Below are 18699 nucleotides of genomic sequence, written 5' to 3' on the forward strand. Positions count from 1 at the left end.
ACAGAGTGCCTTCCCCGAGGATGAGGTTGCTGGTGTAGCCCTCGCTGAAGACGATGTCCCCGTCCAGCTCGGAGGCGGCCGCGCTGAAGTTGACGGTGCCGCTGCCATCGAGTGCGTCGCGCAGCAGGTTGCCCTTGCCGCTGGCAGCACGGCTGCCACGCAGGCTGATGTCATTGATGCCGTCGCCGCGCACCTGGAAGGTGGTGGCCTGCTCGGCATATACGTCGGTGTGGGCAAGGGCGACCGACGTGGTCTCGCCGGCATTGGCGACGGACAGCACGGCCAGCGAACTGTCGCCCAGCGCGCGCACGGTGCCGCGATCGATCCCGATGCTGGCGCCGGTGCCAGCCGAGAGTGCATAGGCCGACAGCGCGTTGGTCTCGACGAACGCATCGGTGGCCGTGACCGTGGCGCCGGACAGCGAGACGATGCCGTGGCCATTCTGGCCGCTGGTCTCGATGCGCACTCCCTGCACGTCCACGCCGGAGCCGGCCTGCGCCAGGACGCCGTAGGACTGGTAGCCAGTGGTCTCGATGGCCACGTTCGTGCCGCTGATCGTGCTGCCGGAACCGTCGGCCAGCAGGCCGCGCGAGCGCTCGCCCAGGGTGCGGATCGAGGTGTTGGCCACGGCCGCCGTACCGGCGGTGCTGACGTAGATGCCGTGCGAATCCTTGCCATCGGTGGTGCTGCCGGTCTGCACGGCAACGCTGTCCAGGCGGACGTGCGCACCGCGGTCTGCCTGGACCCCGCGAGAGGCCGCACCGGACGTGGTGACAGTGCCGCCGAGCAGGGTGGTGGCACTAGCCGTACCACTGCCCTTGACGCCGTGCGAGCCGCTGCCAGCAGTACGGATATCGGTGCCGGACACGGTCGCGGTGCCACCGGCGTTGGTATTCACGCCGTTGGCGTTGATGCCGGTGGTGGACAAGGTGGACTCCCTGACCGTTACCGTGCCGTTGCCGAGGCGAACGGCGTCGCCGCGATCGCCGCGGGTGACGACCTCCACGCGCTGCGCATCCAGTCGCCCGTCAAGATTGGCGAACATGCCCGAGCCGTTCTCGCCGGACATATCGATGCGGGTATCGCGGACGTCCAGCTGGCTGCCTGCATCCCGGCTGTCCACCCCATGTTGGGTGGAGCCGCCCTGCAGCACGATGCTGGCATTGCGCACATCCATCTGGCCGCCGAGTTCGGCGACGGCGCCGGCGATGTAGTCGCCCTGGCCGGCAATGCGGGTGCCGTCCATGACCACGCGCCCCCCATTGAGCGCAGCAGCGCCGTTCGACGACTCGCCTTCGGTGACGATCAAGCCTCCCGTGAAATCCACCTCCGAGCCCACGCCGTCCGCGTTGACGCCGTAGGCCATGTTGGCGCCCTGGGTGGTGATCGCCACGTTGCGCGCGATCACCGTGCCGCCGTCGCGCACGTCGATGCCATGGGCCAGGTCGCCATGGGTTTCGATGGTGGTATCGACCAGCTCGGCGTGACCGCCGGTGCGCGCGGTCACCCCCACGGCCTCGCGGCCACTGGTGGTGACCTGGCTTCCCGCCACCGTCAGCGTACCGTCCTGCATTACCCGCATGCCGTAGGCACCCTCCAGCACGGTGGCAAAACTGCTGTCGAGGACGTCGGCCTGGCCCGCCTTCCACACGTCCAGCGCATGACCGGTACTGTCGAACGAGGAGCCCTTGATGATGCCGATGCCGCCTTCGAACTCCGCACCCTTGCTGGCGGCGCCGCGCGTGGTCACCTGGGTGTCGCTGATTTCCAGCACGGCCCCGTCGCGCGCACGCGCGCCGTGTGAGCGCAGGCCTTCGGTGAAGATGGTGCTGTCGGTGATGGACAGCAGCGATCCGGCATCACCAGTGGCCACGCCACGTGACTGCTCGCCGGTCGTGTGGATATCGAGCTGGCTGCCGCGGAACACCGCTCCACCCAGCACATGCACGCCGTCGGCGAAGTCGCCGCGCGTATCCAGTCGCGCGCCGCCGCCCAGCATGCTGGCGCCATCCATGGCCAGCAGGGCGTGAGAACCGTAACCACCCGTCGACACGTCCACGTTGGAGAATGTGACGGTCGAACCGGCATTGATCGCGCGAACGCCGGCACTGACGTCTCCGCTGGTGCTGATCGTCGTACCGGTAATCGTGGCGCTGCCGCCCTCCCGCACGCCCACGCCATTACTGTTCATCCCCGATGCGCTGGCGCTGCCACCAGTGAAATCGACGTGGCTCCCAGCGCCCTCGGCGTGCACGCCATGGGAGAAGTTCGCACCGGTACCGGTGGCGGTGACATTGGTGGCGGTGATGGTGCCGCCGTTGACGGCCGACAGGCCATGGTTCCAGTCCACCGGATTACCCTCGGCGAACGTATCGCGGACATCGACGTGGACGCCGTCGGCAACCACGGGCGCCGCCCCGGCGTGCCATGACGTCAACAGTGCGCCGGCAACGGCCAGCGATAAGGTGCGGCGGGACAAGCGGGAAACAGTCATGGCGATCGCCCTTGGGTTGAAGTGATGGGGCGAACGATAGGGAGTGGCGCAGGCTGGCCGTATCGAATTCATTCGAAAACGCGGATGGACGGCGTGGGGCGTGGACCCGGCCACCGTCGCATTAAGTGCGTGTTTATCTGCCGGCGGAAATGCGGACCATCATGCAAACGCATCTCGATTGCGGCCCCCTTTGCTTGGCGGTACCGTGGGCGCGACAGGGCACCCCGTCGCTGCCCCCAGCCAATGCAGGAGTAGAGCCCATGCCGGCGTGCCTCGTAAGAACAATTGCGGGCCGAATGCGACATCTTCTTGGGTCGCTGATGGTCGCTATGGTCGCCAGCGTGTCGACTGCATCGGCCTCTACCCCGCAGTTCACACCGGCCGAGCGGGACTGGATCGCGCGCCATCCGGTGGTCTACTACGCCGGTGCCCCGAGCATCAGCCCGTTGGAGGATGTGGACGACGGTCAGTACCGGGGACTGATCGCCGCCTACCTGGACCAGGTGTCCCGCCGCAGCGGGATTCACTTCCAGCTGATGCCCTCACGTACATGGGATGAGTCGCAGGATGCCTTCCTGGCCGGGAAGGTCGACCTGTTCCCGAACGCAAGCCCCGCGACGGTACGCAAGGAAGTTGATCGCCAACTGCGCTACACGCAGGCCTATTTTGCCAGCCCCTTGATCTTCGTCACCAAGGGGGACGCCAACGCCACCTTCGGCAAGGATGCATTGCGCGGCAAGCGAGTCGCCATACGCGGTGGCCCTGATGTTCAGAAGACGCTGACGGACTTTCAACCCGGGGTGATCCCCGTCGAGGTACGCAGCCCCGAGGAGAGCCTTCAGGCATTGCAGGCGGGCCAGGTGGATGCCTCTGTCGGGACCGAGTCCACGTTGATGCCGCTGCTGCAGCGCAAGTACGGGCGCGACCTGGGGGTGTCCAGCATGCTCAACCTTCCGCCCTACCACGCCCAGATGGCGGTGCGGTCCAGTGAGCCCCTGCTGCACTCGATCATCGACAAGTCGCTGGAGTCCATTTCGGCGCATGAAAGCGACGCGATGTACAACCAGTACCTGTCCCAGGCTGACTACGGCGCGCCTACGCTGTGGTCGATCCTCAAGTACCGTCGGGTCGAGTTGATCATGGCGACCCTCGGCATGCTGCTGCTCGCGGTATTTGCGTGGCGCGCGCGCATAGAACGCGGCCGAGCCCTTCGTGCCAAGCGTGCCAAGGGTCGCTTCCTGGCCACGATGAGCCATGAGATCCGCACGCCGATCAATGCCATGCTCGGTTCGGTGGAGATGCTCGGAAGGACGCCGCTGGATGCACGGCAGCGCGGATTCGTCGATGGCGCAACGCTGGCGGCCGAAGCATTGATCGATCTGCTCGACAATGTGCTGGACCTGTCCAAGCTGGATGCGGGAAAGCTCACTCTGGAGAAGCTCCCGACCGATCTCACGGAACTGTTGACCTATGCCGTTGCGCTTGCACGCCCGCGGGCCGAGGAGAAAGGGCTGTCGGTCAATCTCGACATCGACCATCCCGGCGGCGAGCTGGTCGCGCTGGACCCGACCCGGCTACGCCAGATACTCAACAACCTGCTCGGCAACGCGGTCAAGTTCACTCGCCGCGGCTGCATCAACGTCGACGCGCACATCGTGCGTGATCCCGCCGGTGCCAGGCCGACGCTTCACGTGCGCATCACCGACACCGGCGTGGGTATCGCGCCAGCGCAGCAGACACGGCTCTTTCAGGCCTACTCGCAGGCGGACGGGTCCACCACGCGTGAATTCGGCGGTACCGGCCTGGGCCTGACCATCTGCCGCGAGCTGCTCGACTTGATGGGCGGAAAGATAACGCTGGACAGCATCCCCGGCACCGGCACCACGGTGGCATTCACCGTCCCGGTCGACCTGATGGCGCCCGGCAGGAAGCCGGCGGCCACGCCCGTCGCGGTATCCGGAGAGCCGGACGCGCATGGGGCAGGCGATCGTCTCGTCCAGCGGCAGGGGAGAGTGCTGGTCGTGGAGGACCACGCGGGCAATCGGGCGCTGATCCGCGAGCAGTTGCTCGAACTCGGGGTGAGCCCCACGCTGGTGGGCAGCGGGGGGGGCGCCCTGGAGGCCATTGCCACGCACGATTTCGACCTGGTGCTGATGGATTGCCACATGCCGGGAATGGACGGGTATGAGACCACTCGCCGCATACGGGCGCTGGCCGGCAGTGGATCGCACCTGCCCATCGTGGCCATTTCCGCGTCCACCGGCGCCGAACACCTTGCCGAATGCCTGAGCAGCGGAATGGACGGGGTGTTGCGCAAGCCGCTGCGCCTCGAGGAACTGCGCAGTACGCTGGAACTGTGGCCGATCCACCTTGACCCCGACGCGCGGTCGGACAACCGTGGCCTGGCGCCGACCGGCCTTGATCACATGGCACTGCTGCGTGAAGACCTGGCGGCCCTGCAGCGGGCCACGCAGGATGAGGAACTCGCCCTCGCCCGCCACCACGCGCACCGTCTGGTCGGGGCGGCGCTGATGCTCTCCCTGGATGCTGTCGCACTGAATGCGCAGGATATTGAATCCCGGGCGGCGGCGGGGGAGCTGCCCACCGCACACCAGGTCGCGGCCTTGGGACTGGCGATCGAGGCCGCTTCACGCCAGGGGGTGTGAGGTCCATTCGTTATGTCGTTTTTAGCGCGCTGCGGCCCGTGCGATGACGGAGTTGGCGCCTTGACTCGCTTGAATAACTGACGCGTTCACGGTGTTTGCATGATGGGCATCACAAAGTGGTGTAGTTTCCGCTCGTCGGACCTGCGGGCCCCTAGGCACCCCTTCATGCGCAAAGACCTGTATCGCATTGTGTTGCTCGACGACCATCCCATCGTCATCGAAGGGATCGTGAAACGCCTGGCCGGGATCCCGGATGTCCAGGTCCTGGGGACCTATACCACTGCACGTGACCTGATCCAGGCACTGGCTACCTCGACCGAGAAGATCGATCTGGCCATCGTCGACTTCTCGCTCGGCCCCCAGGAAGTGGACGGGGTCAACCTGCTGCGGGCGCTCAAGCTGCGTTACCCCGAGACAGCGGTGCTCGTCCTCTCCTCGCATTTCAACCCGGCCACGGTCGCGTTGACCCTGCAGGCGGGCGTGAACGGCTTCCTGTCCAAGACCCAGGGACCTGACGACCTGATCGACGCCATCGACCAGATCGCCCGTGGCCGTACCTACCTTCCTGCGACGATGCGTGAGCAGCTGGACGAGCTCAGTGGCGCGCCGCCGGTGCGCAACGTGGTGCCAGGCCAGGTTGCCGAGGCACTTTCACCGCGTGAGCATGAGGTGTTGCGGTGCACGTTGGACGGTATGTCGACCAGTGACATCTCGGCAAAATTCTCGCGCGCGATGAGCACCATCAGCACGCAGAAAAAGTCCGCTTACCAGAAGCTGGGCATTCGCTCGGACGCCGAACTGTTCAAGATCCGCAACCTGCTCGAAAAACCCTGACGCGTGGAGCAGGCGGGGGTGGCTAGCCCGCCCCCGGCCACTGGAAGCCGGGGGGAAGCAGCTTCAGGAACTCCAGCTCGCTGCGCACCTGCAACTTCGCCAGCGCATGCCATTTGTGCGCGCTGATCGTGCTGCGCGCCTTGCCCAGCCGCTGGGCTATCTGCACGGTGCCCATGCCCTTGGCCACCAGTCGCATCACGTCGGCCTCCGGTCCGCTCAGCGTGCCCAGGCCGGTGCACAGCAAGCCGACGTCCGCACAGGCACGTCGCGGCGGCACCATCTCCACTACCGACCGGATCGTTGAGGCAAGCGTGGCCACCTGTTCGCGCTTGTCGAGGAACGCGTCGGCGCCTGCCCGGATGCATATCGCCGCCGCGCTGCTGCTGGCTTCGATGCTGAACACCACGATCCGGCAGCCGGAGCAGGCACGGATCGCGGTGAGCAGTACGTCGGCAGGCATTGCGTGTTCCCGTTGAAAGCAGTCGAGTACCACCACGTCCACCGGGTGCCGGTGCAGGTGCGGTAGCAGATCGTCCGGTGAGGCGAAGTCCTCGGTGACGGCCATCCCATGGAGTCGGTCGAAGTACTGCCGCAAGCCCGTTCTCACCAATGCATGCCGATCCATGAGGACCACGCGTGTATTGGGCACCATCGTTGTTTCTCCCGTCGTTGCACCTGGGGGACTGTAGTGCGCGATCGCGCCCAACCGCATCGAAGGAATTCGAAATGCGTCCGGCATCCCGTGCCCGGATTCGACGTCGCCGGGGCGAACGATTTCGAAAATGATGTCCACTGCAACTCTTCAGATAGGCGTCGCCGTGCACTGGGCCTATGCTCCGCGGCTCTTCACCGGAACCCGCGAGCGCATGCGTCGCAACCCGCACCTTCCCCCCCCGCAAGATGGCCTGACCCTGATCGAGGTGCTGATCACCCTGCTGGTCCTGGCGATCATCGCCAGCATCGCAGTGCCGTCGTTCGCCGGGATGCTGGCCCGTAACCGGGTCAGCGCCAGTGCAAATGAACTGCTCGCGACGTTGCATTTCGCACGGGCCGAGTCGATCCGCCGCAACCAGCCGGTCAGGCTGTGCGCATCCGCCGATGGCCTTGCCTGCGCGGGTCAGGATTGGAACCGCTGGATCGTGCGCACCGCTGCGGGCGAGGTGGTTCGTGAAGGAACGGTGCCACCGCAGGTCGTGGTGGTTGCCGCGGGTGCATTCGCGGCCGGCGGCATGATGGCGCCGGACGGCGCCCTGCACGGTGGTGACGGCACGATCCAGGCGGGGAGCCTGGATTTCTGCGACCGCGATGATCGTGCCCGCCTGCGCATGTGGGTGGAGGGAGGGGTGCATATCCGCCTGGATCCCGATGCGCAGGGGCTGTGCGCATGAAGGGCGGGCGGGCGCCTGCCGGACGTCGTGCGATCGGCGGATCCAGTCTGATCGAAGTACTGATCGCGGTGCTGCTGTTGTCGGTGGCCGTGCTTGGCATGGCGCTCACCCAGGCCACGGTACTGCGACGTTCACAGGGCTCGCAGCAGCGCACCACCGCGGTGTTGGCCGGCATCAGCCTGGGGGAGGCGATGCGTGCCAATCGCGCGGCGTCGCTGCGGGGCGAGTACCAGACTGATGGCATGCGCTGCGCGTCGGCTGGCCCGCTGCCCGGTGACTCGCTGGCCCAGCGCGACCTGCATGCCTGGATCGACGCGCTGCGGCAGGGCATCGGCGACGGCGACGATGTCTGCGGGCAGGTGCGATGCGACAACAGAGTCTGCCAAGTGCGGGTGAGCTGGAACGATGCGCGTGCAGAGGCGGCCCACGTGCCTGCCCCGGTCGTGGTCGACCTCGGGATTGCGCCATGACGCCACGGACAGTGCAGCAGGGCATGAGCCTGGTCGAGCTGATGATCGGGATGCTGATCGCGTTGCTGGTGATATCGGTGTGCGGCCGGGTGTACCTGTCCACCAGTGCGACCACGCTCAGCGGCCTCGCGCTGGCACGGGTCCAGGAAGGCGGGCGCCTTGCGCTGGGACTGGTTGGCCGGGATCTGCGCGGCGCCGGCGACCTGGTCTGCGACAGCGCCCGGGCTCCCTTCAATCTGATGGCAGAGCGTGACGCACCGTTCTGGCAGAGTCTGTCCGAGCCGGTGCGCGGCACGACCGGCGATGGTGCCGATACGTTCTTCTCGCCCACGGTGCCGGTGGGGACCGGCGCGGGCGAGCGACTGCAGGGCACCGACGCGGTTCGTCTGTGGCGGATGCGACCGCTACGGCTCGCGGTCGAGGCGCGCGCGACCTCGGATGCGCCGCTGCCGCTGAGTGGCGCAGAACCGCCTGTGCTGGGGAGCCCTTTGCTGGTCTGCGATTTCGAGGTGGCGAGCATCGTGCGGGTGACCGCGACCGGTGCCGCGCTTGGACACGCCACGCCGGAGAACTGCATCGGGCACTTCAGCGCGATCGGCGGATGTGCCTCCGTCGGCGACGCACCGGGTGCGTGGCATCCACACGGGACGGACACCGCGTTCGCAGTACCCGAGCAGGTGCGGTGGTTCGTCGCCACGGGCACCAACGGCCGCCCCACGCTGATGCGGGCGGTGGTCATCGATGGCGCATCGGTCACCCAGAGCCCGGTGGTAGCCGATGTCGACCGTTTCGAGATTACTTACCTGGTGGACGGCAGCGACCGCTACATCCCTGCATCGCAGGTCGGTGACGCGGGTTGGTCGAAGGTTGTCGGCGCGCATGTCCACCTGGTCCTGCGCGCACGCGCGGGCCGCAACGCGGCCGAGGACGTGGTGCGGTCGTTCCAGCAGACTTTCCAGATCAGGAGCCGTACCCCGTGAAGCGTTCCCTTCCCGTTCGGCAGCGCGGAGCCGCGCTGTTTTTCGTTCTCGTGCTGTTGTTGCTGGTCTCGATCATGGCTGCGTTGAGCTTGCGTACCGGCCTGTTCGAGGAGCGCATGGTGAGCGGTCTGCGCGACCGTGCGGTGTCGCTGCAGAATGCCGAATCGGCCTTGCGTGAGGCCGAACGCGCGATCGAGCGTGCCAGCTTCGGCACGCAGGCCATCGGCGTGGATTGCTCGGCGATCGACACGACGCTCCCGCCGGCGTGCACTGCCTACCCACAAGGGCCGGCAGCGGAGGACAGCGGGCTGCCGTGGGTGGCCAGCGAAGACATCCAGACCGGTGCCAGCAGCGCCGGCGCGCCCGAGTACGCGGTGCAGTACATGGGGCGGCGCGAATCCGACGTGGTGCTGGGCCTGGGCGACGAAGCCAACTACGGGGTCGGCAACGGGCGTGTCGAGGCCGAGTACTACCGCGTGGTGGCGCGCGGCACCGATCCCGTGGCAGCGCCCGACCGTGCGGCCGTGGTCCTGCAGACCACGGTGGTGCGCGAATGAGCCGCCCGAGCCGCATGGCCTGGATCAGGCAGGCCGCAGTTGCCGGGGTGCTGCTGCACCTCATGCCCTGCTGCCCCTCGGCGTTGGCCGCGGTAGCGCAGGCGCCGCTGGAATCGGGAATCCGGGTGCCGGGCAACCTGGTGCTGGTGCCCTCGGTGGAATTCCCCACCATCATCAGTGCAGCCAACCTCGGCGACTATGTGTCCACCACCCGGTATGTCGGCTACTTCGATCCGGACAAGTGCTATCGCTACCACTACGCCGCGAGCGAGCCGGAACGCCACTTCGCGCCCATGGGGATGCGGACGTCGGCGGGTTGCCCGGGCAAGGCATGGGACGGACGCTTCCTAAACTGGGCTGCCACGCAGACCATCGATCCATTCCGCAAAGCGCTGACCGGTGGCTACCGTGTCCGCGATACGCCCACGGAAACCTGGCTGGAGAAGGCGGACTTCTCCGTCGCCGCACGCAGTGCAAACTTCCCGACCCGGCGCCTGCCTGCCGCCGGCAGCATTGCCTCGCGGGTGGTAGCGGCGACACCAGCGAATTGGGGCTATTTCCGCGCCCGCGTCCATGGCCTGGGCGCACGCATGTTCTTCACCGCCTCCGGCCCGATCGACAGTACGGCCGCGGCCACGGCCTACAACCCCGACGATCCGCGCCAGCCGCTCAGCGAGGGTCCGGGTGGTGACATGGCCCGGGTTTACGAGGTGAGCGTAAGGGTCAAGGTCTGCGACGCCAGCGTGGGGCTGGAGGACAACTGCCAGCCCTATGCCAGCGCCGCAAAGCCCGAGGGACTGTTGCAAGCCTACAGCGACCGGCTGCGTTACAGCATCTTCGGATACATCAACAACGGTGGTCCCAATCCGCACGACCAGGGCGGCTATGAAGTGGCGCCCGATGGCGGTGTGCTGCGGGCGCGGCAGAAGTTCATTGGGCCGCTGCGCCACGATCCGTTCAAACCGGTCCCGAACCCGAACGTGGAGTGGGACTCAGTGACCGGTGTGCAGAAGCAGAATCCGGATCCGGCCGATGCAACGGCAACCGGCGGCGGCGTCGTCGACAGCGGAGTGATCAATTACCTCAACAAGTTCGGCCAGATGAAGACCGGCCGTACGCCCAAGTACCATGACAATGTAAGCGAGCTGTACTACGCCGCGCTGCGCTACCTGCGCGGCGTGGGCAACGTGGCGAGCTTCAGCCAGCTGTCGGGCAATGCGACGACGCGGCGGCGCCAGGCGGATGGCTTCCCGGTCATCCAGACCTGGGACGATCCGCTCCAGTACAGCTGCCAGAGCAATGTGCTGCTGGGCATCGGTGACACCAACACCTGGAACGACAAGAACCTGCCCGGGGCGACGAGCACGGTCGGCGAGACCTGGTCAAAGCCGCAGGCGGTAGCCGGCGATACCAGCTTCGATGTGGTCAGGGCGATGACCCAGGTGTTCCGCATGGAGGGCATGAGCGCGTCGACGGCCGCCAGCAAGGCGCGGGCGGCCTCGTTCAATGGCGCGGCGGGGCAGGCCAACTCGGCCTACATCGCGGCGTTGGCCTACCTTGCCCATACCACCGATCTGCGGCCGGACGGCCGCAGCAACGGCATGAGCGGCCTGCAGACCGCCAGTACCTACTGGGTGGACGTGGTTGAAACCGGTGACTACAAGATCGGCAGCAACCAATACCTGCTTGCCGCCAAGTACGGTGGCTTCAGCGTGCCGTCTGGCTTCGACCCGTTTTCAGCGGCCGCAACCCCGCTCGACCCGGCCTTGTGGTGGCGCAACGGAGACCATGTCAACGGCGACGCGCGAGAGCGGCGGCCAGATACGTTCTATACCGCGTCCGATGCCACCCGCATGGTCGACAGCCTCAAGCAGGCGTTCGAATCCATCGTCCAGGAGAAGCGGGGATCGGCCAGTGCGTTGGCCGCCAGTGCGGGGTCGGCTGACGGCGGCGACCAGATCTACGCGGCCAGCTACCAGAGCGGCAGCTGGCGCGGCGATGTTGCCGCGCACGCAGTGGAGACAAAGACCGGCCAGATCGAGCCGCAGGCGCGTTGGAGTGCGGCGGCCAAGCTGGATGCGCGCCCTTGGCGGCAGCGCACCTTGCGGGTCGAGCGTGGGGGACGCCTGGTCGATCTGGCCTGGTCGGCGCTGGCGCCTGAGGCACAACGCGCGCTCCGGGAGGCGCGGGTGCTGGAGTACCTGTCAGGTGATCGCAGCCATGAGGGCAAGGAGGGGTTCCGGGTACGTTCCAGCGTACTTGGCGACATCGTCAATTCGGCGCCGGTCTATGTGGGAGCGCCGAACGCACGTCTGTACGCCGGGCGGCAGTTTGCGGGGGCACAGGGCTATGGCGCATTCGTCCGTGCGCACCAGGGGCGGCACGCGGTGGTCTATGTCGGTGCCAATGACGGATTCCTGCATGGGTTCGATGCAGCGTCGGGCGCGGAGACGCTCGCGTTCCTGCCGGCCGCAGCGATCGGGCCGCCGTTGTTCGACTACACCCGTGAAGGTTACGACCACCGCTATTCGGTGGATGGCGAGCTGACCGTCGCCGATGCCTATCTCGACGGCGCGTGGCGCACGGTGCTGGTCGGCACACTGGGGCGTGGGGGGCGCGGCGTGTTCGCGCTGGACGTCACCGATCCTGACAACGTATCGCTGCTCTGGCAGCGCGATGCCAAGGCACTTCCCGGGATGGGCGCGAGCATCGGCAAGCCGCTGGTAGGGCAGGTCGCCGACGGCGACTGGCGGGTGGTGCTGGGCAACGGGCCGGACAGTAACGATGGCGCAGCAAGATTGTTCACCCTGGCATTGGCCAGTGGCGAGCTGACCGTGCACGCGCCCGGCGACGGGGGCGGCAACGGCATGTCCGCGCCGCGCTTGTGGGACGCCGACCGCGATGGATTCGCCGAGACCGCGTATGCCGGCGATCTGCACGGCAACCTGTACCGATTTTCGCTGCTCGATGGCGGCAGCGAGCGGCTGTTTACCGCGGTCGGCCCGGATGGCGCGCAGCCGATCACCACGGCGCCGCTGGTGGCGCAGAATCCGGCCGACGGTGTGACCTGGGTGTTCGTCGGGACCGGGGTGCTGATGCAGACGCAGGATCTGGCCGACACCACGCTGCAGTCCTGGTACGGGTTGCGTGATCGGGGGCGGCGCATTGCCGGTCGTGCCACGCTGAAGGCCACGCGCATCCTCGCCGAAGCCGGTGGCGGGCGGGTGATCGAGAAAAACGCTGCGCCTGGCGAGGATGGCTGGGTGCTGGACCTGCAATCGCCGGGGCGCGCTCCGGCCGGTGAACGGATGATCGTGGCCAATCAGTTCCGTGGGCGGGTGCTGGTCGGCACCACGCGCACCCCCGACCCCGGCAATCCCTGTGCGCCCGGTGGCAGCGGCTATTTGATGGCGATCGATCCGTTCACCGGCGGGCGTCTGGATGAGAGTTTCTTCGACCTCGACGGCGACGGCGTGGTGGGAGGGCCGGGCGACCTGGTCGATGCCGATGGCACGCCCGTGCCCTCGTCCGGCTACCAGGTCGGGCAGGGCCCCAACGGCCCGGCGTTCATCGGCGACTGGCTTGGCGTGTCGCTCCAGGATGGCAGCACGACGGGGGTCGTCACGCGCACCATCGGCAACACCGTGCGGCGGGTGAGCTGGCGGGAAGTTCTGTGGATGGGGTCCGATGGCGACGACTAGGGGTTCGCGGCACGCCGGCTTCAGCCTGATCGAACTGATGGTGGTCGTGCTGGTGCTGGCGGTGCTGGCGGCCATCGCCATGCCGCGCTACCAGATGCATGTTGTCAAGGCGCGACGCATGGCCGCGATCAGCTGCCTGATGGACCAGGCGCAGGTGCAAGAGCGCTGGCGGACCCGGATATTCAGCTACGTAGGTGCACCCGCTGCGCCGTGCACCGGCGAGCTCGGTGGTTACCGAATCGAGGTGCGCGGGACGCGCGCCGGCTACCAGCTTGAGGCGATTCCACTGCCGGGTTCCGGCGATATGGCGTGTGGCGTGCTCGGCCTGGACCAGGCCGGTGCACGGTCACCGGCCGAGCCACGGTGCTGGTAGCGACGGGCATGATGCGCAGGAGACAGCATGATTAATTGCGATGGCTGGTTGATCGACCCGATGCGGCTGCTGGCAGTCAGCGCGGTGGTCGAGGAGAACGGCGTTTACTGGTTCTCGTTGCAGATGATCTGTGGGGAAGAGCATTTGATCTGCCGGTGCCGACAGGTGGACATCCTCGATCTGCAGACGCGCTTCCTGCGCGCGCTGTCCGAGCGTGGCACGGGCTTTCCGAAAAAGGATGCGGGGGAGCGGTTTTGGGGATGGCAGCACTGAGGTTCGTGTTGTTGCACTCCGGGGAGGGGCGGGGAGCCCCTCCCCATCTTGATTGCTGGCATCACGCAAGGCGCGGATGCCGGCAGCTGTGAACAACGACCAGACAGGGAGGCGGCGGGTGATGTCCAAGGCACTACGGGTGATCGTCGCCGACGATCACCCGGTGGTAAGGGTCGGAGTGCGCGCCATGCTGCACCGCGACGGCATGGCCGAGGTGGTGGCCGAAGCCGGCTCGCCCGCCGAGTTGAGTCCGCTGCTGGAGTCGGTGTCCTGTGATGTCCTGCTGACCGACCTGAACATGCCGATGGGCCCCGAGCCGGATGGACTGACCATGCTTTCCCGCATTCGGCAGTTGTACCCGACCCTGCCGATCGTGTTGTTCTCGGTCATCACCAACGCGGATATCCTGAAAGTTGCGCGGGCCTGCGGCGTGCTTGGGCTGGTCGACAAAGGCGCCTGTTTCGACGAAGTGCCGACGGCGGTGCTAATGGCGTTCCAAGGACGTCGCTACGTGGCTGCGAGCCTCAGGAAGGGACTGCTCGGGCTGGAGGGGCCACCTTCGTTGGGTCGCCCCGAATTGACCGCGCGCGAGCTGGAGGTGCTGCGGCTCATGGCAGACGGGCGCACGGTGAGCGGGATCGCGAGAAGCCAGGCTCGAAGCGTGGCCACCATCAGTCACCAGAAGCTCAACGCCATGCGCAAGCTGGGGTTGCACGGGGACGTGGAACTGCACCGCTATCTCAAGGAGCACCGTTTCACTGGCTAAGCCCGCGCTGGAGCTAATCGCCCGAGGGCTGCCTTGAGGTCAACGGCGGTCCATGTATACTATCCCCCAGTATAGTTCGCCGGTCCTCGGCCCATGCCGCACTCCCCTGAAGAAAAGAAGAAGGTCCTTGCCCGCGTCCGCCGTATCCGCGGCCAGTGCGACGCCTTGGACCGGGCGCTGGAAGGCGGTGCCGAGTGCGCGCCGGTGCTGCAGCAGATCGCCGCCATCCGCGGGGCGGTCAACGGGCTGATGTCCGAGGTGATGGAAGCCCACCTGCGAGAAGAATTCGGCCAGCCGGCGCAGTCCGATGCGCAGCGCGCCGAGCGTGTGCGCGACATGAGCGCGCTGATCCGTTCCTACCTGAAATAAGCGCGCGGGTGACCGCGCGCGACCCCGTCTCGTCCCTTGCCTTGGAGAATCCCCGATGAAATCCCGTGCCGCTGTAGCGTTTGGTCCCGGCCAGCCGTTGAAGATCGTCGAGATCGACGTCGCCCCGCCGAAGAAGGGCGAAGTGCTGGTCAAGATCACCCATACCGGTGTCTGCCATACCGATGCGTTCACCCTGTCCGGCGATGATCCGGAAGGCCTGTTCCCGGCGGTGCTGGGCCATGAAGGCGCCGGCATCGTGGTGGAAGTGGGCGAGGACGTCACCAGCGTCGCCCCGGGCGACCACGTGATTCCGCTGTACACCGCCGAGTGCGGTGAGTGCCTGTTCTGTACCTCGGGCAAGACCAACCTGTGCGTGGCCGTGCGCGCCACCCAGGGCAAGGGCGTGATGCCCGATGGCACCACCCGCTTCAGCTACAACGGCGAGCCGATCTACCACTACATGGGCTGCTCGACCTTCAGCGAGTACACCGTGGTGGCCGAGGTCTCGCTGGCGAAGATCAACCCCGAGGCGAACCCGGAGCACGTGTGCCTGCTCGGCTGCGGCGTCACCACCGGCATCGGCGCGGTGCACAACACCGCCAAGGTGCAGGAAGGCGATTCGGTGGCCGTGTTCGGGCTGGGCGGCATCGGCCTGGCGGTGATCCAGGGCGCACGCCAGGCCAAGGCCGGGCGCATCTTCGCCATCGACACCAACCCGTCCAAGTTCGACCTGGCCCGGCAGTTCGGTGCCACCGACTGCATCAACCCCAAGGATTACGACAAGCCGATCCAGCAGGTGATCGTGGAGATGACCACCTGGGGCGTGGACCATACCTTCGAGTGCATCGGCAACGTCAACGTGATGCGTGCCGCGCTGGAATGCGCGCACCGTGGCTGGGGCCAGTCGGTGATCATCGGCGTGGCCGGCTCGGGCCAGGAAATCTCGACCCGTCCGTTCCAGCTGGTCACCGGCCGCTCGTGGAAGGGCACCGCGTTCGGCGGCGTGAAGGGCCGCAGCCAGTTGCCGGGCATGGTCGAAGACGCCATGAAGGGCGACATCGAACTGGCCCCCTTCGTCACCCACACCATGGACCTGGAGCAGATCAACGAGGCCTTCGAGCTGATGCATGAAGGCAAGTCGATCCGCTCGGTGGTGCATTACTGAGCCGCACATGCGACTGACCGACCTCTGGACGCGTCCGGCCGTGCCGGCGCGTGATGCCTTGGTCGACCAGATCGAGCAGGCGTTGCGTGCGCTCGGCTGGTTGCAGGGCCCGGTCGGCCCGCCGCGTCACGTCGATTCACCGTTCGGCATCGATGAGATGCCGTTCGAGCATTGGCTGGTGCAGGTCTTCCTGCCGCGGCTGCACGAAGCGCGCCGCGACGGGCAATGGCCGCCGCAGAGCCAGGTGGCGGTGGCGGCGCGACGCAACCTGGACGGCCGGGACGACTGCGAGCCCTTGTTGCACCTGCTGGCGGAACTGGACCATGACATCACTACCGGCGGCGCGCCTGCGCGCGGCCGCCCCTGAAGGAACTCCCATGGAACGCATCGAACATCGCGCCGCCTTCGGCGGTTGGCAGGACGTCTACCAGCACCGCTCGCAGGTGCTGGGCTGTGACATGAAGGTGGCGGTGTACCTGCCACCGCAGGCCGCCTCGCAGAAGCTGCCGGTGCTGTACTGGCTGAGCGGGCTGACCTGCACCGAGCAGAACTTCATCACCAAGTCCGGCGCGCAGCGCTACGCCGCCGAGCATGGGGTGATCCTGGTAGCGCCGGATACCAGCCCGCGTGGTGACGACGTCGCCGACGCCGAAGGCTACGACCTGGGCAAGGGCGCAGGTTTTTACCTCAACGCTACCGAGCAGCCGTGGGCCGCGCACTACCGCATGTACGACTACATCGTGGACGAACTGCCGGCGCTGGTGGAAGCCCACCTGCCGGCAAGCGGTGCGCGCAGCATCAGCGGGCATTCGATGGGCGGCCACGGCGCCTTGGTGATCGCGCTGAAGAATCCGGGCCGCTACCGCAGCGTGTCGGCGTTCTCGCCGATCGTCGCACCGACCCGCGTGCCGTGGGGCCAGAAGGCGTTCACCGCGTACCTGGGCGAAGACCGCAGCCGCTGGGCCGCGTGGGATGCCAGCGAACTGGTGGCCACCGCCGAAGAGAAGCTGCCGCTGCTGGTGGACCAGGGCGGTGGCGACGAATTCCTGGACACCCAGCTGCAGCCGCAGTGGCTGCAGGCCGCCTGCACCGCCGCCGGCCACCCGCTGCAGTTGCGCCTGCAGCCCGGGTACGATCACAGCTACTACTTCATCAGCAGCTTCATCGGCGACCACATCGCGCACCACGCCAAGGCGCTGCACGCGTAAACGCCACCCAACGGATGGCTGCCCGGGCGCGGGACCGATCCCGGGCGTTTCATCCACGCATGGCGTGGATCTACGCAACCAGCCACCACGCATCCCGTGGATCAACCCAACGGACCACGCGTAGAGCCACCCCATGGGTGGCTAGCGCCATGCCGGATGGCTGCTCGGGCGCGGGACCGATCCCGGGCGTTTCATCCACGCATGGCGTGGATCTACGCAACCAACCACCACGCATCCCGTGGATCAACCCAACGGAGCACGCGTAGAGCCACCCCATGGGTGGCTGCCGCCATGCCGGATGGCTGCCCGGGCGCGGGACTGATCCCGGGCGTTTCATCCACGCATGGCGTGGATCTACGCAACCAGCCGCCACGCATCGCGTGCGGATCACCCAACGGATCACGCGTAGAGCCACCCCATGGGTGGCTGCCGCCATGCCGGATGGCTGCCCGGGCGTGGCGCCGATCCCGGGCGTTTCATCCACGCATGGCGTGGATCTACGCGTCTTCTTCTTCGGCCGCCTCGCGGCCCTGCTGGCGGATCAGCGCTTCTTCGCGCGCATCGTTGATGGCGTGGCGCACGCTGTCCAGGTCGATGGTCGATTCGTCGTGCACGAAGGTGCCGGTCAGCGCGCTGTCGGGCAACAGCTCACCCGCTTCGAACATCGCCCACATCTCCTCGCCGTACCAACTGTCCAGCAACTCCGGGGCGAAACGGCCGAGGTAGGCGGTGAGGTTGTTGACGTCGCGCAGCAGCATGCTGCGTGCGGCATTGTTGCCGCCGGCACTGACCACCTGCGGGAAGTCGATCACCACCGGGCCATCCGGGCCCACCAGCACGTTGTACGGCGAGAGGTCGCCGTGGATCAGGCCGCAGCAGAGCATGCGCACCACCTGGCGGACCAGGGTCTGGTGGAACTCCCGGGCCTGGTCAGGCTCTAGTTCCACTTCGCCCAGCCGCGCAGCGGAGAAACCGTCGGCGTCGGTGACCAGTTCCATCACCAGCACGCCATGGTAGTAACCGTACGGCTCGGGCACGCGCACGCCGGCGTCGCGCAGCTGGTACAGCGCGTCCACCTCGGTGTTCTTCCAGGCGGTTTCCTGCTGCTTGCGCCCGTACTTGCTGGCCTTGCCCACGGCACGCGCCTCGCGGCTGCCGCGCACCTTGCGGCCCTCCTGGTACTGCACGCGCTGCTGGAAGCTGCGCTGGGCCATGTCCTTGTAGACCTTGGCGCAGCGCACGTCGTCGCCGCTGCGCACCACGTACACGGCCGCTTCCTTGCCGCTCTTGAGCGGGCGCATTACTTCATCGATCACGCCGTCGTCGATCAGCGCCTGCAGTCCTTGGGGGGTCTTCACGGAATCTCGGGAATGCGGCCGGCGCCGATGCGCCCGCCTGGAAGGGGAAGGGATTTTCGCATCTTCGGGGCGGGCCGGCCATCGGCGGCCCGTTCAA

The 18699-nt window shown here is 67.0% G+C and carries 17 protein-coding genes; 14 read left to right on the plus strand and 3 right to left on the minus strand.

Translation table 11 applies throughout. From position 1 onward, the window contains the following. The coding region (locus AC06FD_RS18425) for a beta strand repeat-containing protein (RefSeq protein ID WP_478078575.1) at window positions 1-2494 on the minus strand (2494 nt) is incomplete at its 3' end. A gap of 341 nt (window positions 2495-2835) precedes the next feature. Here AC06FD_RS18425 and AC06FD_RS18430 point away from each other — a divergent pair. Beyond that, complete coding sequence (locus AC06FD_RS18430) at window positions 2836-5160, plus strand: ATP-binding protein (protein WP_478078576.1); 2325 nt, start codon at window positions 2836-2838, stop codon at window positions 5158-5160. Window positions 5161-5325: 165 nt separating this feature from the next. Next, on the plus strand, window positions 5326-5994 hold the full coding sequence (locus tag AC06FD_RS18435; protein ID WP_478078577.1) for a response regulator: 669 nt from the start codon (window positions 5326-5328) through the stop codon (window positions 5992-5994). A gap of 22 nt (window positions 5995-6016) precedes the next feature. Here the strand turns inward: AC06FD_RS18435 and AC06FD_RS18440 are convergent, their stop codons facing one another. Then, entirely contained in the window at window positions 6017-6787 is a 771-nt protein-coding gene (locus AC06FD_RS18440; RefSeq protein WP_478078578.1) for a response regulator transcription factor, read from the minus strand. Between AC06FD_RS18440 and AC06FD_RS18445 the strand changes: the two genes are divergently transcribed. The 12 genes from AC06FD_RS18445 to fghA all read left to right on the plus strand — a co-directional run bounded on the left by AC06FD_RS18445 (window position 6780) and on the right by fghA (window position 17244). Next, window positions 6780-7382 (plus strand): GspH/FimT family pseudopilin, encoded by a 603-nt coding sequence (locus AC06FD_RS18445; protein ID WP_478078579.1) that lies wholly within the window; start codon window positions 6780-6782, stop codon window positions 7380-7382. The genes AC06FD_RS18440 and AC06FD_RS18445 overlap by 8 nt on opposite strands. After that, entirely contained in the window at window positions 7379-7852 is a 474-nt protein-coding gene (gene pilV, locus AC06FD_RS18450) for a type IV pilus modification protein PilV (RefSeq protein ID WP_478078580.1), read from the plus strand. The genes AC06FD_RS18445 and pilV overlap by 4 nt, the downstream gene beginning before the upstream one ends. Window positions 7853-7875: 23 nt before the next feature. Continuing rightward, window positions 7876-8832 carry a PilW family protein gene (locus AC06FD_RS18455; RefSeq protein WP_478078581.1) on the plus strand — a complete coding sequence of 319 codons (957 nt, stop codon included), beginning with the start codon at window positions 7876-7878 and terminating at the stop codon, window positions 8830-8832. Then, window positions 8829-9389 (plus strand): pilus assembly PilX family protein, encoded by a 561-nt coding sequence (locus tag AC06FD_RS18460; RefSeq protein ID WP_478078582.1) that lies wholly within the window; start codon window positions 8829-8831, stop codon window positions 9387-9389. Before AC06FD_RS18455 ends, AC06FD_RS18460 begins: the two co-directional genes overlap by 4 nt. Further along, entirely contained in the window at window positions 9386-13090 is a 3705-nt protein-coding gene (locus tag AC06FD_RS18465) for a pilus assembly protein (RefSeq protein WP_478078583.1), read from the plus strand. Before AC06FD_RS18460 ends, AC06FD_RS18465 begins: the two co-directional genes overlap by 4 nt. Then, window positions 13077-13463: a type IV pilin protein gene (locus AC06FD_RS18470; protein ID WP_478078584.1), complete on the plus strand. Its 387-nt coding sequence runs from the start codon at window positions 13077-13079 to the stop codon at window positions 13461-13463. Before AC06FD_RS18465 ends, AC06FD_RS18470 begins: the two co-directional genes overlap by 14 nt. A gap of 27 nt (window positions 13464-13490) precedes the next feature. Beyond that, window positions 13491-13736, plus strand: coding sequence for a hypothetical protein (locus AC06FD_RS18475; RefSeq protein WP_478078585.1), 246 nt, complete (start codon window positions 13491-13493; stop codon window positions 13734-13736). A 121-nt stretch (window positions 13737-13857) separates the two neighbouring features. Further along, complete coding sequence (locus AC06FD_RS18480) at window positions 13858-14502, plus strand: response regulator (RefSeq protein ID WP_478078586.1); 645 nt, start codon at window positions 13858-13860, stop codon at window positions 14500-14502. Window positions 14503-14595: 93 nt separating this feature from the next. After that, window positions 14596-14871 carry a formaldehyde-responsive transcriptional repressor FrmR gene (frmR, locus tag AC06FD_RS18485; protein ID WP_256777333.1) on the plus strand — a complete coding sequence of 92 codons (276 nt, stop codon included), beginning with the start codon at window positions 14596-14598 and terminating at the stop codon, window positions 14869-14871. Window positions 14872-14926: 55 nt separating this feature from the next. Then, entirely contained in the window at window positions 14927-16036 is a 1110-nt protein-coding gene (locus tag AC06FD_RS18490; RefSeq protein WP_478078587.1) for an S-(hydroxymethyl)glutathione dehydrogenase/class III alcohol dehydrogenase, read from the plus strand. Window positions 16037-16043: 7 nt separating this feature from the next. Further along, on the plus strand, window positions 16044-16403 hold the full coding sequence (locus tag AC06FD_RS18495; RefSeq protein ID WP_478047349.1) for a YqcC family protein: 360 nt from the start codon (window positions 16044-16046) through the stop codon (window positions 16401-16403). A 10-nt stretch (window positions 16404-16413) separates the two neighbouring features. Beyond that, window positions 16414-17244 (plus strand): S-formylglutathione hydrolase, encoded by an 831-nt coding sequence (gene fghA, locus AC06FD_RS18500; RefSeq protein ID WP_259207688.1) that lies wholly within the window; start codon window positions 16414-16416, stop codon window positions 17242-17244. Window positions 17245-17741: 497 nt separating this feature from the next. Here fghA and AC06FD_RS18505 read toward each other — a convergent pair whose 3' ends face one another. Continuing rightward, a complete protein-coding gene (locus AC06FD_RS18505) occupies window positions 17742-18602 on the minus strand; it encodes a PA4780 family RIO1-like protein kinase (RefSeq protein WP_478078588.1) in 861 nt (286 codons plus the stop codon). Window positions 18603-18699 lie beyond the last annotated feature (97 nt).

The sequence above is a fragment of the Stenotrophomonas sp. Steno-Z1 genome, assembly GCF_056393175.1.